General features: G+C 71.1%; 21 protein-coding genes. 12 read left to right on the top strand and 9 right to left on the bottom strand.

The window, feature by feature from the left end:
- Positions 1 to 22 precede the first annotated feature (22 nt).
- From EDF50_RS07210 to EDF50_RS07170, 9 genes are all read right to left on the bottom strand, one after another.
- On the bottom strand, positions 23 to 1,075 hold the full coding sequence (locus tag EDF50_RS07210; protein WP_123518854.1) for a Gfo/Idh/MocA family oxidoreductase: 1,053 nt from the start codon (positions 1,073 to 1,075) through the stop codon (positions 23 to 25).
- Positions 1,072 to 2,550 (bottom strand): NAD-dependent succinate-semialdehyde dehydrogenase, encoded by a 1,479-nt coding sequence (locus EDF50_RS07205; RefSeq protein ID WP_233570401.1) that lies wholly within the window; start codon positions 2,548 to 2,550, stop codon positions 1,072 to 1,074. Before EDF50_RS07205 ends, EDF50_RS07210 begins: the two co-directional genes overlap by 4 nt.
- Before the next feature lie 11 nt (positions 2,551 to 2,561).
- A complete protein-coding gene (locus EDF50_RS07200; RefSeq protein WP_123518852.1) occupies positions 2,562 to 3,170 on the bottom strand; it encodes an isochorismatase family protein in 609 nt (202 codons plus the stop codon).
- Between the two features lie 38 nt (positions 3,171 to 3,208).
- A complete protein-coding gene (gene dacB / locus EDF50_RS07195) occupies positions 3,209 to 4,738 on the bottom strand; it encodes a D-alanyl-D-alanine carboxypeptidase/D-alanyl-D-alanine-endopeptidase (protein WP_123518997.1) in 1,530 nt (509 codons plus the stop codon).
- A 31-nt stretch (positions 4,739 to 4,769) separates the two neighbouring features.
- Positions 4,770 to 5,753 carry a Gfo/Idh/MocA family protein gene (locus EDF50_RS07190; RefSeq protein ID WP_123518851.1) on the bottom strand — a complete coding sequence of 328 codons (984 nt, stop codon included), beginning with the start codon at positions 5,751 to 5,753 and terminating at the stop codon, positions 4,770 to 4,772.
- A gap of 70 nt (positions 5,754 to 5,823) precedes the next feature.
- Positions 5,824 to 6,540, bottom strand: a complete 717-nt coding sequence (locus tag EDF50_RS07185) for a hypothetical protein (RefSeq protein WP_123518850.1) — start codon at positions 6,538 to 6,540, stop codon at positions 5,824 to 5,826.
- A gap of 341 nt (positions 6,541 to 6,881) precedes the next feature.
- Positions 6,882 to 8,030: a site-specific integrase gene (locus EDF50_RS07180; protein ID WP_123518849.1), complete on the bottom strand. Its 1,149-nt coding sequence runs from the start codon at positions 8,028 to 8,030 to the stop codon at positions 6,882 to 6,884.
- The gene (locus EDF50_RS07175; protein ID WP_123518848.1) at positions 8,030 to 8,425 is read right to left on the bottom strand and encodes an ImmA/IrrE family metallo-endopeptidase; all 396 of its coding nucleotides are present in this window, start codon (positions 8,423 to 8,425) and stop codon (positions 8,030 to 8,032) included. Before EDF50_RS07175 ends, EDF50_RS07180 begins: the two co-directional genes overlap by 1 nt.
- Positions 8,422 to 8,895 (bottom strand): helix-turn-helix transcriptional regulator, encoded by a 474-nt coding sequence (locus tag EDF50_RS07170; RefSeq protein WP_123518847.1) that lies wholly within the window; start codon positions 8,893 to 8,895, stop codon positions 8,422 to 8,424. The genes EDF50_RS07175 and EDF50_RS07170 overlap by 4 nt, the downstream gene beginning before the upstream one ends.
- Positions 8,896 to 9,041: 146 nt before the next feature.
- On the opposite strand from EDF50_RS07170, the gene EDF50_RS07165 reads away from it, so the two are divergent.
- The 12 genes from EDF50_RS07165 to EDF50_RS07110 all read left to right on the top strand — a co-directional run bounded on the left by EDF50_RS07165 (position 9,042) and on the right by EDF50_RS07110 (position 14,547).
- A complete protein-coding gene (locus tag EDF50_RS07165) occupies positions 9,042 to 9,323 on the top strand; it encodes a hypothetical protein (RefSeq protein ID WP_123518846.1) in 282 nt (93 codons plus the stop codon).
- Positions 9,320 to 9,532 (top strand): helix-turn-helix domain-containing protein, encoded by a 213-nt coding sequence (locus EDF50_RS07160; RefSeq protein WP_123518845.1) that lies wholly within the window; start codon positions 9,320 to 9,322, stop codon positions 9,530 to 9,532. The genes EDF50_RS07165 and EDF50_RS07160 overlap by 4 nt, the downstream gene beginning before the upstream one ends.
- 75 nt (positions 9,533 to 9,607) lie before the next feature.
- Positions 9,608 to 9,805 (top strand): hypothetical protein, encoded by a 198-nt coding sequence (locus EDF50_RS07155; RefSeq protein ID WP_123518844.1) that lies wholly within the window; start codon positions 9,608 to 9,610, stop codon positions 9,803 to 9,805.
- Positions 9,802 to 9,987: a hypothetical protein gene (locus EDF50_RS07150; protein ID WP_123518843.1), complete on the top strand. Its 186-nt coding sequence runs from the start codon at positions 9,802 to 9,804 to the stop codon at positions 9,985 to 9,987. The genes EDF50_RS07155 and EDF50_RS07150 overlap by 4 nt, the downstream gene beginning before the upstream one ends.
- Complete coding sequence (locus EDF50_RS07145) at positions 9,984 to 10,301, top strand: hypothetical protein (protein WP_123518842.1); 318 nt, start codon at positions 9,984 to 9,986, stop codon at positions 10,299 to 10,301. Before EDF50_RS07150 ends, EDF50_RS07145 begins: the two co-directional genes overlap by 4 nt.
- The gene (locus EDF50_RS07140; RefSeq protein WP_123518841.1) at positions 10,298 to 10,846 is read left to right on the top strand and encodes a hypothetical protein; all 549 of its coding nucleotides are present in this window, start codon (positions 10,298 to 10,300) and stop codon (positions 10,844 to 10,846) included. The genes EDF50_RS07145 and EDF50_RS07140 overlap by 4 nt, the downstream gene beginning before the upstream one ends.
- Positions 10,843 to 11,154, top strand: coding sequence for a hypothetical protein (locus tag EDF50_RS07135; protein WP_148076782.1), 312 nt, complete (start codon positions 10,843 to 10,845; stop codon positions 11,152 to 11,154). Before EDF50_RS07140 ends, EDF50_RS07135 begins: the two co-directional genes overlap by 4 nt.
- The gene (locus EDF50_RS07130; RefSeq protein ID WP_123518839.1) at positions 11,151 to 11,411 is read left to right on the top strand and encodes a hypothetical protein; all 261 of its coding nucleotides are present in this window, start codon (positions 11,151 to 11,153) and stop codon (positions 11,409 to 11,411) included. Before EDF50_RS07135 ends, EDF50_RS07130 begins: the two co-directional genes overlap by 4 nt.
- On the top strand, positions 11,408 to 12,550 hold the full coding sequence (locus EDF50_RS07125) for a YqaJ viral recombinase family protein (RefSeq protein ID WP_123518838.1): 1,143 nt from the start codon (positions 11,408 to 11,410) through the stop codon (positions 12,548 to 12,550). Before EDF50_RS07130 ends, EDF50_RS07125 begins: the two co-directional genes overlap by 4 nt.
- Positions 12,547 to 13,680, top strand: coding sequence for an AAA family ATPase (locus EDF50_RS07120; protein ID WP_123518837.1), 1,134 nt, complete (start codon positions 12,547 to 12,549; stop codon positions 13,678 to 13,680). The genes EDF50_RS07125 and EDF50_RS07120 overlap by 4 nt, the downstream gene beginning before the upstream one ends.
- Complete coding sequence (locus EDF50_RS07115; RefSeq protein WP_148076781.1) at positions 13,673 to 14,035, top strand: hypothetical protein; 363 nt, start codon at positions 13,673 to 13,675, stop codon at positions 14,033 to 14,035. The genes EDF50_RS07120 and EDF50_RS07115 overlap by 8 nt, the downstream gene beginning before the upstream one ends.
- Positions 14,032 to 14,547 carry a hypothetical protein gene (locus EDF50_RS07110; RefSeq protein ID WP_123518835.1) on the top strand — a complete coding sequence of 172 codons (516 nt, stop codon included), beginning with the start codon at positions 14,032 to 14,034 and terminating at the stop codon, positions 14,545 to 14,547. The genes EDF50_RS07115 and EDF50_RS07110 overlap by 4 nt, the downstream gene beginning before the upstream one ends.
- The last annotated feature ends 1 nt before the right edge of the window (position 14,548 follow it).

Below are 14,548 nucleotides of genomic sequence, written 5' to 3'. Positions count from 1 at the left end.
CCGGCCGCCGGTCGACGAGCGGTCAGAGGCGGATCACCCGTCCCTCGTCCGCCGAACGACGCGCGGCCTCGATCACCTCGAGTGCCCGGACGGCGTCCCAGGGGTCCACCGGCAGCTCGCCCTGACCCCGCAGGGCACGGGCCAGCTGCGAGTAGAACTCGGGGTACCGACCCCGATCGGTGGGCTCGTCCCGGCGTGAGCCGCCCGTCGTCACGGCGCCACGACGATCGCCCGGGTCGACGCCGTAGGCGGGGTCGGACGGTCGCAGTCCGGACGTCAGCTGGGACTCTTGCGGGTCGAGGCCGTGCACCTCGTACGCCCCGGCCGAACCCAGGACGCGGAACCTCGGCCCGGGGAGGGCGGCGACGTGGCTCATGACCAGCCTCGACCGCCGACCCCCGTCGTGCTCGAGCGACAGGAACACGTCGTCGTCGGCCGAACCGGACGGGCGGCGGGTCGCGATCTCGGCATGGACCGCCCGGACCGGACCCACGAGCCGAAGCACCTGGTCGACGAGGTGCGGCCCCAGGTCGAACAGGATGCCCCCGCCGTCGGCCGAGGTCGCCCGACGCTTCCAGCCGGCGCGGTTCTCGAGCTTCCAGGGTTCGAAGCGCGATTCGACGGTGTGCACGTCGCCCAGTTCGCCCGACCCCGCCAGGCGCGCCGCCGTCAGGAAGTCGCCGTCCCAGCGTCGGTTCTGGTAGACGGTCAGCGGCCGACCGAGTGAGTCGGCGAGCTCGACGAGCCGTCGGGCGTCGGCCGCCGAGGTCGCGAGCGGTTTGTCGACGACCACGGCCGCCCCTGCCCTCAGGGCGCGTGTCGCGGTCTCGACGTGGGTGTCGTTGGGGGTGGCCACGACCACGAGGTCGAGCCCACGGCGCACGAGCTCGTCGAGGTCGGCCACGATCTCGGCCCCGGGGTGCGCCGCGGCGGCCTGGGCGGCACGGTCGGGGTCGCGCGTGACGACGGCGTCGACCCGCCACGCCGGGTCGGCGGACAGCAGCGAGCCGTGGAACACCCGGCCCGCGAGCCCGTAACCCACGATGCCGACACGCAGCGGCTCGACGGCGCTCATGCGGCGGCGAACGGGTCGGGGGTCAGCACGTACACCGTCTCGAGGTACTCGTGGATGCCCTCGGCACCGCCCTCGCGGCCGAGGCCCGACGACTTGACGCCGCCGAACGGCGCCGAGGCGTTCGACACCACGCCGACGTTCAGCCCGAGCATGCCGGTCTGCAGCCGTTCGGCGAGCCGTTGCCCTCGGGTGAGGTCGCGTGTGAATGCGTACGCCACGAGCCCGAACTCGGTGTCGTTCGCGAGGCGGACTCCGTCGGCCTCGTCCCGAAAGGTCGAGATCGCCAGCACCGGGCCGAAGATCTCGGTGGTCAGGATCTCGCTGCCGGGGGCGACGCCCGACACGACGGTGGGCTCGAAGAACGTGCCCGGCCCGTCGACGGGGTGGCCACCGGTCTCGACCACTGCTCCGCGCTCGACGGCGTCGCGGACGAGCCGGTCCGCCTTGTCGACGGCCCGGTCGTCGATCAACGGCCCCACGGTGACCCCGTCGTCGGTCCCCGCGCCCACCCGGAGTCCGCGCACGCGCTCGACCACCCTGGCCGTGAACTCGTCGGCGATCGACTCGTGCACGATGAACCGGTTGGCGGCAGTGCAGGCCTGGCCCACGTTGCGGAACTTCGCCTGCATCGCTCCCTCGACCGCGGCGTCGAGGTCGGCGTCGTCGAAGACCACGAAGGGGGCGTTGCCCCCGAGCTCCATCGACGTGCGCAGCACCTGCTCGGAGGCCTGCGTCAGCAGGGTCGAACCTACCGGCGTCGACCCCGTGAAGCTCAGCTTCCGGAGGCGCGCGTCGCGGATCAGGGGCTCGCACACGTCGTTCGCCGCCAGGGTCGTCACGACGTTCACCACCCCGTCGGGCACTCCGGCCTCGGTGAGCAGCGCGGCGAAGGCGAGCGTGGTGAGCGGCGTCAGCTCGGCCGGCTTGACGACCACCGTGCACCCCGCCGCCAGGGCGGGCGCGATCTTGCGGGTCGCCATCGCCAGGGGGAAGTTCCACGGCGTGATCAACAGGCAGGGGCCCACCGGCCGGTGCAGCACCGTCGTGCGGCCGGTGCCCTCGGGGTTGGTGCCGTAGCGGCCCGAGACGCGCACGGCCTCCTCGGAGAACCAGCGCAGGAACTCGCCACCGTACGTGACCTCGCCGAGCGACTCGTCGAGCGGCTTGCCCATCTCGAGCGTCATCAGCAGGGCGAAGTCCTCACGCCGTTGCATCAGCAGGTCGAAGGCACGGCGGAGCACCTCGCTGCGGTGTCGCGGCGACGTCGCCGCCCACGCGTCCTGTGCGGCGACCGCGGCGTCGAGGGCCCGCAGGCCGTCGGCGGGAGTGGCGTCGGCCACCGCGACGAGGACGTCGCCCGTGGCCGGGTCGACGACGTCGATGGTGCCGCCCGAGGACGACGGACCCCAGGTGCCCCCGACGAGGAGGCCGGTGGGCACGGCGTCGAGCACGCGGCGGCGATCGGCGGCGGTCACGCCCCGGCCGCTCATGCCCGGCCCCCGGGTGAGTCGGTGCCGGCACCGGACGACGGCACGGTGGTGACGCCGACCGCCCGCAGTTCGGCCAGTGCGGCAGCGCTCGGGGCCGCGGCCACGCCCGCCACGAGGTCGGTCAGCACGGTCACCGTGAGACCGGCGGCGACGGCGTCGAGTGCCGAGGCGCGGACGCAGTGGTCGGTCGCGAGACCGACGACGTCGACCTCGTCGACACCCCCGGCGGCGAGGACCTCGCCGAACGGTCGACCGTCGGCGACGAACCCGTCGAACAGCGAGTAGGCCGGTCGACCGTCGCCCTTGAGCACGTGCACGTCGACGAGGGAGGCGTCGAGGTCGGGATGGTACTCGGCGCCGGGCGAGCCCTGCACGCAGTGCGTCGGCCACGAGTCGACGAAGTCGGGCTCGGGGCTGAAGTGGCCGCCGTTGTCGCCGTCGGGCGAGTGCCAGTCACGGCTGGCCACGACGAGGTCGTAGCGGTCGCGACGGGCTCGGAGGTGGTCGGTGACCGCCTTCGCGACGTGGGCGCCGCCGGTGACTCCGAGCGCGCCTCCTTCGGTGAAGTCGTTCTGGACGTCGATGACGAAGAGTGCTCTGGTCATGCGACCATTCTCGCGCGCCGCACCGACATCGGCCTGCCTCAGCTGTTGGCCAGGTTGTCTCCGCAGCTGTAGACCGCCGTCGTCAGGGTGTCGAGGGCGGCCCGCGCGTTGTCCTGCACGGAACCGATCGCGTAGAAGGCGAAGGTGAGCTTGGTGCCGTCCGCCGCGTCGACGGTGCCGGCGAGCGTGTAGGCCGTGTCGATCCAGCCGGTCTTGGCATGCACGGCACCGCGGGCCACGGCGTTCGAGCCCGTGAAGCGCGAGGCGAGCGTGCCCGTCTTGCCCGACACGGGAAGGGCGTCGTAGACCACGCCGAGTCCGTGCTCACGGTTCAGCACCTGGATCATCAGGCGCGCGACGAACGTCGAGGGCACGGCGTCGTTCTCGCTCAGGCCGGACCCGTCGATGATCGTGAGCGACGACGTGTCGAGACCGTAGGTCGACGACAGGACCGACTTGTAGAGCGCGGTGAGCGACGCGGCCGACCCATCGGCGCCGGACTCCTTCGACGAGACGCGTGCGAGCATCTCGGCGAGGGTGTTGTCGGAGGTCGGCAGCAGCTGCGAGATCAGGCGGCTGACCGGTTGGGAGGACACCTGGGCGATCACGGTGCCGCTGGTGGCCGTACCCTGGCTCATCGTGGCGGAGTCGGCGCCGACCACCCCGGCGGTGACGAGCGCGGAACGGAAGGCGTCGCCGGCACGGGCGACGGGATCGGTGCTGCGGGGACTCGTCTGGGCCGCGGGGTTCGCCCGGTCGCCGTCGACCATGAGCGCCGTGACCTCGGAGTGGTAGCCGATGGTCTGCTCGGTGCGCTTCCAGGACGGGTCCCACTTGTCGGCAGGGTTCCAGTAGGTGGCGTCGAGCGTGATCTGCGTGAGCGGCTGGTCGCCGAGGGACGCCTTGACCTGGGTCGCGAGGTCGGCGACCGTGGGAGCCCCCGCGTACACGCTCGACCCCGTGGCGCTGAGCGTGGCGTCACCCCCGCCGACCAGGGCCACGGCGCCCGTGCCGGGATCACCGGTCACCCGTGTCGTGAGACGGGTGTCGGGCCCGAGGACCGACAGCGCCACCGCGCTCGTCAGGGTCTTCAGCACGCTGCCCGTGCGAGCCGGGGTCGAGCCGTTGCGGTCGAAGAGCACCTCACCCGTGGCGGCGTTGACGACGCTGCCCTCGAACTGGGCCAGGCGGGCGTCGGAGGCGGCACCGGCGACCGAGCAGGTCCGCAATCGCGTGGCACCCGGGACGACGTCGGGCACCGACCGTGTCGGATCGACCGTGGGGGTGGCGGTCGGTGTGACCGTGACGACCGGTCGGGGCGACGAGGCGCCCGCCCGGGCCGTCGCGGCGCCGGGAGCGGTGGCCGCGCCGGCGGCGACGGCGCCGCCGCCGAGCAGCGCGAAGACGAGGACGCCGGCCGCCACGAGCACCCCTCGCGGCCGTGAGGAGACCCAGCGCCATACCGAGCCGGCCCGCCCCGTGGCCTCGACCGGGGCCCCGTCGACGGGGTCGGCGCCTCGTGGGGTCGCTTCAGGTCGGTCGTGTCGTGGCTCACCCTGATCGCTCATCGAGGACATCATACGGAGCCGAGCACCGACGTCAGCCCTCGGACGGGTACCGCACACCGATCTGCCGCCGGACCTCGTCCATCGTGCGCATGACGCCCACGCCGTCCGCGGCCGTCAGCAACGGGCTCTCGTGCTGACCCGCCGCCACGACCCGTTCGAGCTCGAGTGCCTGGTGGTGCATGCCCCGCAGGCCGCCCTCGTCGGCGTCGAATCGCTCGACCACGGTGTCGTCCGAGTCGCGCACGGTGAACCCGCCCGGCGCGTAGAACGTGTCGTCGACGTCGATGCGTCCCGCGGTGCCGAGCAGGGTCGCCGTGTTGCGGCCCGAGGTGTCGAGCGCGGCGTAGAGCTGGGCCGTGGCCCCCGACGCGTGGCCGAGCTGGATCGCGACGCGCGCGTCGACGCCCTGGGCGCTGAGCGTGGCGGCGGCCGAGACGGTGGAGGGCTCGCCGAGCAGGTCGTCCGCGAACGACACGGGATAGACCCCGAGGTCGAGCAGCGCCCCACCGCCGAGGGCCGGGTCGTTGATGCGGTGACGGGGGTCGGTGGGCAACGACTGGACGTGCACCGCGGTCAGGAGGCGCACCTCGCCGATGACGCCGGACCGCACGACCTCGCGGAGTCGGGCGCTCTGCGGCGTGTACCGCGTCCACATCGCCTCGAGGACGACCACGCCGGCATCGCGGGCGGCCGCGTAGACCTTCTCGGCCTCGGCGGCGTTCACGGTGAAGGCCTTCTCGACGAGGACGTGCTTGCCCGCGGCGATCGCGAGCAGGGCGTTCTCGGCGTGGAACGGGTGCGGCGTGGCCACGTAGACCACGTCGACCTCGGGATCGGCCACGAGTTCGTCGTAGCTGCCGTGTGCACCGGCAACCCCGGCTCGGTCGGCGAACTCTCGGGCCTTGGTCAGGTCGCGCGACCCGACCGCCGAGACGGTCAACCCCGCACCCTGCAGGTCGGAGGTGAAGGTGGCGGCGATTCCGCCCGCGCCGAGGATTCCCCATCGAAGTGTCATGCGGACTGTCTACCAGCCACCGGCGACGTCGACCGTGGGGCGGCCCGGGCACGGTCTCGGTGCACGTCGGTCAGCAGGCGAACCAGCGGCTGGCCGAACGGACGAAGTCCGGGCTGTCGTCCGGCAGTCCCCCGTGCACCGAGGCGAACCCGACGCAGGCGTGTGCGAGGTCCCCACGGAAGTCCGGTCGGTAGACGGCCGCCCGGTGCGGTGCCGAGGCCCACCACTTGGCGGCGGCGACGTCCCCGGTCGTGCCGGTCCCCCCGGCGAGGTTGCCGTCGCAGCCGACCGGCGGCACCCCGTCGCTGCGGACCACCTCGCCCTTGTGCCCCCAGGCGCTCAACGGATCGGGGCTCGGGTCGCCGGCGACCCAGAAGAGGTACTGCTCGAGGCACGGGTCGTGGCGTACGTTCGCGGCGGGGAGCGCACCCAGGCACGCCGCCTCCCGCTGGTCCTCGTAGGCCGTCCGGAACGCGTGGAGGTCGGCGCCGGTGGTGCCCGTCGCGCCGCTCGCGGCGTCCGCGTCACCCCTGGGCGTCGACGGGACGTCGGCCCCGGGCTGCGCGGGCGAGCGGACGGAGGCGCCGGCGACGTCGGCGACGCAGCCCGCGCCTCCTGCACCCTCGGCCTCGAGTACGGGATCGCCTCTCGGGGCGAGCACCGCGGCGCGCCCGTCGGCCACGCCGGCCGTCGCGAGCGCCGAAGAATCTCCCCCGGCCCAGACGACGACGAGGACTCCCGCCAGGACCGCGGCGAGCAGCGCGGTGCAGATCAGTCGGAGGGGCATGCGAGCCACCTCCTTCCGGCAACCGGTGGGCGTCGCAGAACGACCGTACGGCGGTGGACGACGCCCGATCAGCCGTTCGGGGTACAAGTCGTCGACGCCCTCACCACTACTGGGGGCGGAGGGACCGGAACGGACGTCACGACGGCAGGCCGACGGTACGACGGCAGGCCGACGGTACGACGGCACGACGGCACGACGAGAACAGCCCCGGATCGTCGTGACCCGGGGCCGTGGTGGAGCCGCTTATCAGAATCGAACTGATGACCTTCTCATTACGAGAGCGACCACCGTCTCGGGCGTGAACGGGTCGGGCCGGGTGTGGGCGGATAGTTCCGCGGAATCTAGGCGGTGCGTCCGGGTGTGACCAGGCGCATCCGGGGCGTTGCATGGCGGCCGTTGCCCTCCGGTTGCCCTCCGCCAGGGCGACTCAGAGCCGACAGGACGTGCGCGTTCGGCGTCTCCGCGAGGTGGGCGTACCGCATCGTCGTGGTCCATGACTTGTGCCCGAGGAGCTTTCCGACGTCGGCCAGACTCACCCCTGCCTGCAGGAGCCACGACGCGTAGGTGTGACGCAGGTCGTGGATGCGGACGTGCCCGACGGCAGCGCGCTCAACGGCGGGGTTCCAGGTGTTCTTCCGCCAGCCGTCGATGTCGAGCATCTTCCCCGGCTGCGAGAACACGAGCGCCGTGCGTGACGGCGTCGACGGGATGAGGACCCAGTCGGGTAGGGGCACCTCGCGGCGCTCCTTGCCCTTCGGGTACGGCTTCACAGCGTCCATCTTCGAGTCCCACGTCTCGACGATCGCGACGATGCCGCGGCCGTCGTCGACGCGGTGCGCGTGGAGGCCAGCCATTTCGCCCCAGCGGGCGCCGGTGCCGACGAGGAAGTCGGCGATCGCGCGGTCCTCGGGCTCGAGCTGCGCGGCGACGGCGGCGTACTCGTCACGGGTGAGGAAGCGATCGCCACCGGGCGCGGCGCTGGGGAGTCGAACGCCGGCGGCGGGATTGGCCTTGAGGATCTCGGCGTCAACGGCTGCGGTGAGCGAGGCGGAGAACAGAGCGACGATGCGGCGGACGGACGCGCCTGAGAGCGTCAGCTTCGTCGTGCCGGTCGGAGTCTTCGCGGTGCGGCCAGACTCCGTGCGGAGCAGATCGGCGACCCAGGCGTTCACGTCGTGCCGGGTGATGTCGGCCAGGGGGACGCTGTCCCACCGGGGCCTGATATGGACCTTCAGCGGCGAGAGGTCGCGCGCGAGCGTGCCGGCGGCCACGGTGCGCGTGGGCCACCAGGCGGTGCACCAAGAGCCCCACGTCTCGAGCGATGCGGTGGGGTCGCGCCAGCCGATCTTGCGGGACTCGTCCTCGGCGGTCGCGGCGGCGCGCATGGCCTCGGGCTTGCGTCGGAAGGTGCCGACGCTGCGGCGCTTGCCCTGGGGGTCGCGGTAGAGGCCTTGCCAGTTGCCGGACGGTTTCTTCTCGGTCCAGGCCATCAGCCGACCGCCTGCTCGGTGCGGCGAAGTTGTGAGACGCGAGCCTCGAGCAGGTCGGCGGTGACGCTGAGCTCGACGGCCCATCGGCCGGGGTCGGTAGTCCAGCGCATGAGGTCGAGCAGCTCGTCCTCGTCGATGAGGCGGAGCGACGCGACACGGTCGGCGTTGCGTTCCATGCGGAGGTCGAGGAGGGGAACGCCGGTCGCGCACTCGTGGCGCTCGGCGTGGACAAGTTCATGGGCGATGACGGATCGCTCGAGGGCGGCACGCATGCGGGGCTTGATGAGGATGGCGCCGAGCTGGGGGACGTACCGGCCGAAGTCCGCGCGGAGCGGGTAGTCGATGATCGGAACCCCCAGGTCCGCTGCGTGCTGTCGCGGTACGTAATGGCTCACGGTGTGTGTTCGTCCTCCTCGACTTCACGGGCGTCGCTCTTGGCGGCGTTGGGCAGTGACTCAATGTCATCTTGTGCGGAGCCACCGACAGCGGCCCATGCGGGGTGGTCGACGTCGACCGGCTGCTCGAGGACGGCGCCCTCTCCACGGTCGACACGGCGGAGCATCTCCTGGGCGAGCTCGAGCTCGGTGTAGTCGGCGATGGCCAGGGCGCGCGGCACCTCGACCTCACCCTCGACTTCGGCCTGCTCGAGGTAGCCCGCGGCGACGAGCGCGTGGAGCGGGCTCACCTCGTAGGCGCGCGCGACACCGATGACCTGCTCCGCTTTCGGACGGCTGTCCCCGGACACCCACCTACTGACGGTCGCGGTCGATACGCCGGCGACGCGAGCGATCTCGGACTGGTTCGACGTGGGGGCGTTGGGTCCCGCGACTGCGGTGAGGAAGTCGGCCCAGGTCTTTGCGTTCACGGGTGACGACGCTACTCAGAATGATGCACGCGCGCAACATATTTCCGCCCGCGCAGACCCGGAAAACCAGGCCTACACCTCGACACGCCGGGTTTCACCCGCGTAAACCTGTTGCGTGCACGCAAACGGGGGGTAGTGTTCCTCGCATGAAGAACCTCTCCACCAACGCAACACAGGCCCCGGCGGGCCAGCTGGTGCTGAACGTCGACAAGCTCAACGAGCTGCGCCGGGCTCACGAGCTGACGTCGGACTCGGACCTCGCCCGCACTCTCGGCGTCGACCGCACGACCCTCTACCGCGTCACCTCCGGCGGGTTCCCGTCCAACGCGTTCATGGCTCGCGTGAAGCTCGCCTTCCCCTCGGTCCCCCTCGACGACCTGTTCACCGTCGACCGCCTCGTACCGACGCTGCACCAGGTGGCGTCGTGAGCGCCCGTCTCACGGTCAAGGAGGCGGCCGCGCTTGCGCGGAAGCACCCCGACACCGTGCTGAAGGCGTGCCAGGTCGGCGACCTGTTCGCCACCCAGCGCGTCAAGGGTGGCTCGTGGTCGATCCGTGAGGACTCGATCGACCACTGGCTCGACGGCACACCGGACCCGGCCCGCGAGGCCGTGCAGCAGTTCGCCAAGACGGCGTAGCTCTCCCCCACCACACCATCCCGGCCCCCGCGGTTCCGACTCCGCGGCCTGGCCTTCACCCACTAGGGGCATCCCATGCAGCAACGCATCAAGAGCGAAGTGCGCTCAAAAACGGCTGTCGTCACCGAGGATCTGGGCCGTTCGGCCGAGACGATCCAGGGCCGCGGCGGCCAGCGACTGATCCCGGCCGAGTACGCGGACACCTTGCGGTCGACGAACCGTGCGGTCGACGCGATCGTGGCCGAGGTCTACTGGCCGGCGGTGGCCTCGTGAGCCGCCTCGAGCTGGTCGCGCTGGTCTTCGGGCTCGCGGCCATCGTGGCTGGCCTGTTCCGTCTCCTCGTCGGCGTCACCCACGGCGACGGGCTCCTGGCCCTGGTGTGGGTGTTCGGCCTCGCCGCGGTGTGGGCGCTCTGGCGCGACGCCCTCGCGGAGACGCACAGGGGCGACCGATGACCCCCGCCGAGAGGAAGCGCGCCCAGCTCGCGGCCGCGCTCGAACGCTCCAAGATCGCTCACCTCGACTTCGCGTACACGCCTCAGTGCGAGTCCATCCTCAGGCTCTACACGGGCCCGAACGACCGCGAGCAGTGCGTGTTCGCGGCCACGGTCGCGATGGTGTGCCGCACCTGCAGCCTCGCGTCGTACTGCTGCTCGCGTTGCGCCGACGGTTGGCAGCGGAACTCGAAGATCCAGACGTGCGTCCGATGCGGGCACCGCGGCCTCATCGCAGCGTCGTGGTCCTGGGTGCAGATCGACGCGCGCTCGTGATCGTCGTCGGGATCGACCCGTCGCTGTCGTGCACGGGTGTCGTGATCGCTGACAACTGGGGCGGCATCGTCACGAACCGGGCGAAGACCACGAAGCCGTCGACGTCCACGCTGCGGGCCCGGCGGCGCCGTGCACGCCTGGCCCTGTCGCGCATCCTCGCGACGCTGCCCGAGCAGGTGGACCTGTTCGTCATCGAGTCCCCGTCGGCGCGATCGCAGTACGGGAGCCACAACGACCGAGTCGGCCTCTATTGGTTCGTCGTCGACCAGCTGCTCGCCCGGGCCGACGTCGCCGAGGTCGGCCCGAAGACCCGCGCGAAGTACGCCACCGGCAACGGGAACGCCGACAAGGCCGCCGTGAAGACGGCGATGAAATCGGCCTTCCCCCACGTACCCATCCCCGACGACAACGTCGCGGATGCCCTGGCGCTCGTCCTCATGGGCCTGCGCCACCTCGACTCGCCGATCGACGGCGAGATCACGAAGAAGCAGACCGAGGCCATGGACGCCGTGTCCTGGCCGACCGACGAAGGAGCAACAGCATGAGTGTGCAACGCAACAACGGCAAGGTGAAGGACGAGTACAACGGCCTCGACGCGGTCGAGCACGAGCTGCTCGGCTTCACGGACGCGGACCGCATGACCGCGATCGTCACGTTCAAGGTGACGAAGAAGACGCAGGACATGGAGTCCGGCGAGGACTACCCCGTCGTCAAGATGACGCACATCGAGCCGATCCTGTCGCCGGAGGCGCTCGAGCAGGCGAGGGGTCTGCAGCAGTCGGCGTACCAGGTGCGAACGGGCGAGACGGCTCTCGACCTGCCTGACGTCGAGGACGAGGCGGCCCACGCATGAGCGTCCAGTCCCGCATCCGCAGCCTCGAGCTGGCTGTCGCCCTGAGCGGCACCCGGGTCGAGCAGGGTCACAACCCTTCTGCCTCCGACGTCGTCGAGGCGGCCGCGACGTTCAACTCGTTCATCACCAGCAACAACGAGCGCCCGAAGATCACGCGCGATCAGGTCGTCAACGTCTTCGAGTCGTACGGCGACAAGTGGGACGAGGAAACGGTCAGCGACCTCGTGACACTGGCGAACAACGGGGTCTCAGCATGAGCGCCGCGGTGGACGTGCTGAACGACCTCGAGGCGCGTGCCGGGGCGTCGGACCAGGACCGGACCCAGTGGCTGCTCGCTCGGGCGCGGGGTGTCACAGCGACGGAGGTGCGCGATCTGTGGCTCCGCCGTCGCAGCGTCTCCTCGCTGATCGCCGAGAAGCTCACCTTCCTGAACGCGAAGACGCCGGACGAGCTCGAGGCGGCCGCGCAGGCGACGTTCGTCGACTCGAAGTACACGGCCTGGGGTCGCACCCGGGAGCCGGTGCTCGCCGCGGTGGTGCAGAGCATCTACCCGTACCTGGCGCCGGAGTCGCGGGTCTTCCGGTCGATCGAGAACGAGCGCTGGCTCGGCTCCCCGGACGGCACCGGCGTCGACTCGCAGGGGCAGCTCGTCGTGTCCGAGATCAAGACGTCGAAACACGACGTGCGCCTCGGGAGCGACTCCTACGCCCGGGCGGGCTACTTCGTCCAGATGACGTGGATCATGCGCGTCACGGGTGCTCGCCGCTGCTTGTACGTCTCGGAGCAGCACGACTCGGACTGGCAGGACCGCGGGGGCGAGCACTGGGAGCCGACGCCGGTTGGCCTGGTCCCCGTCATGGAGTGGGTCGAGTACAACTCCGAGCTGGCGCGCGACCTCGAGCTGATCGCTTCAGAATTCCTGGCCGCCCTCGACGCGGCGATGGCGGGCGAGGTCGTGCAGTACGACGACGAGCTCGACACCCTCGCCGTCAACTTGCTGCGGTTCCGCGAGGAGGAGTCGTCGGCGAAGAAGGCGAAGGAGCAGACGTGGAAGGAGCTGCAGGTGAAGCTGCGCTCCGAGCACGACGAGCTGTCGCAGGAGTCGCCGCTGGCGCGGATCACGTGGCGCGCTGCTGGCACGGCTGACGTCGCCGGCGATCCGGTGTCGGAGGTCGACGAGGCGTCGCTGCGTGCCGACCACCCCGACATCGCTCGCGAGCTCGACGAGTCCGAGAAGCACGTCCGCGCGGCCGTCGAACGCTCCGAGGCGGCCTGGGCTGCCTGGCACGCGGCCGCCGACAAGTACACGACCACGGCACCGGGCGAGGTCCGCCAGGTGCCGGTGAAGGAGTCCCTGACGGTCACGGCCGTCAAGAACAAGGAGATGAAGGCATGACCGCACTGAAGACCAGGAAGCCGACCGGCCTCCCGTCGTGGCCGATGGTGCTCCTCGCGGGTCGCGAGGGTGCCGGCAAGAGCTGGGCCGCGGCCATGGCGTCCGCGTCCGAGCTCGTCGGCCGCACCCTGTGGATCGGCATCGGCGAGGACGACCCCGACGAGTACGGCGTCATCCCCGGCGCCCGGTTCGAGATCGTCGAGCACGACGGGTCGTACCAGGGCATCCTCGCCGCGGTGCGTGCCGCTGCGGCCGAGCCGATGGACGACCGGCCGACGCTGCTCGTCGTCGACTCCATGACGCGGCTGTGGAACCAGCTCACCGACAACGCGCAGGCCGTCGCGAACCGACGGGCGAAGGGCCGGAAGAACTCGAACGGCGACTACACCGTGTCGGCCGACTTGTGGAACGTGGCCGCGCAGCAGTGGAAGGACGTCATGGACGCCGTCCGCTCGCACCGAGGCCCGGCGATCCTAACCGCGCGCCTCGAGCAGGTCATGGTCATGGAGAACGGCCAGCCGACCAACGAGAAGGTCTGGAAGGTCCAGGGCCACAAGTCGCTGCCGTTCGACGTGGGCGTGCTGATCGAGATGCACGAGCGCGGGCACTTCCTGATGACGAAGGCGAAGTCGGCGCGAATCCAGATCGAGAAGCCGACGCCGGCGCCGGGCTTCACGGTGGAGACGCTGTGGGACCGGCTCGGGATCTCGACGCAGGCGCAGCTCGGCATCCGAACGCACGCCGACGTCGTGGTCGACAAGGAGGCCGCGCCGGATGCCGAGGCCCAAGCCGCGGCGGTGCCCTCGGGGCGCGACTGGCTGGCCGAGGCCGGGCAGGCGACGTCGAAGGACGGCCTGAACGCGCTGTGGGGCCAGATCCCCGTGCACGAGAGGAGCCAGAAGCTGCGCGATCGGATGGGTGAGCTGGCGATCGCGTTCGAGCAGCGTGCGGCTGAGCCGTCGCCGGAGCCGGAGAAGGCGTGGGCGTCGCCCGATGCTGGGCCGGCTTCGGACTGGCCGGTGGCGCCGATCCCGCAGGGCGAGGAGGTGCGTCCGGGCGAGGAGGAGACTCCGCCGCTCGAGGGCATGGAGCCCGAGGCGCCGCTGACGGGTGGTGACGACCGTGGCTGAGCTCGACCTCGACGCAGTCACCACCAACCAGGCGAGCGTCGTCACCATGCGCGAAAGGTGGGCCGACCGCGTTGGCCCGTCGCACCACGTTGCGGCCGACTTGCAGCAGGCACTCGTGCGATCGCAGCGGGACGTGCCCGCGCTCGTCGCCGAGGTACGCCGCCTGCGTGAGGAACTGGCCCAGTTCGACTCGGAGGCAGAGTACGGGCTGTTAGTGGCCGGCTCAGTGCTGGTCGTGAGCCCCGAGGTTGCTGACGCGGAAGAAATGCTGCAGCACATCCCCGGCAGCATCCTTGTCCGTCGGAAGCTGCACGTCCGCGGGTGGCAGCCCTACGACCCCGAGTCGGAATCGTGAACGGCGTCGACGTGGCCATGGGCGAGGTCGTCGAAGGGGGCGGACTCGATCCCCGGATCGCTCACGTGCTCCGAACGGTCGGTATCCACCACCCGTCGAGGGAAGACGCCTTGCACGTGGCTCTCGTCGACGCCGTCTTCCGGACTCTCGGCAAGTCGTACGGGGCGCAGCTCGTCGCGATGCGGTTCGAGGTCGCTCAGGCACTGCGGCAGGCGGGCGAGGACTACGCGAAGGCGAAGCACCAGACGGAGCGCATCCTCGCCCGCGAGACGGTCCGGCTCGTCGCCGGCCCCGACAAGGTCACGCGGGCCCTGGCTCAGCAGATGGCTGAGGCGTCCGACGAGTACGACACGGCACGGCTGAACGAGCTCGTGCAGGAGAAGCGGGAGCAGTGGCTGCGGAAGCTGCTCGACACCTTCGCCGCGGCGATGGACAACCACCGCACTGACCGCGCGGACGACCGCGCGGCATCACGTTTCGGAGCTTCGGGCCACGTGCCCGAGGAGAGGTAGG

Source organism: Frigoribacterium sp. PhB24 (assembly GCF_003755185.1).
In the GTDB taxonomy this organism is placed as follows: Bacteria; Actinomycetota; Actinomycetes; order Actinomycetales; family Microbacteriaceae; genus Frigoribacterium.
Note: the sequence above shows the minus strand (reverse complement) of the source record. Positions and strands in the feature narration are given on the sequence as shown.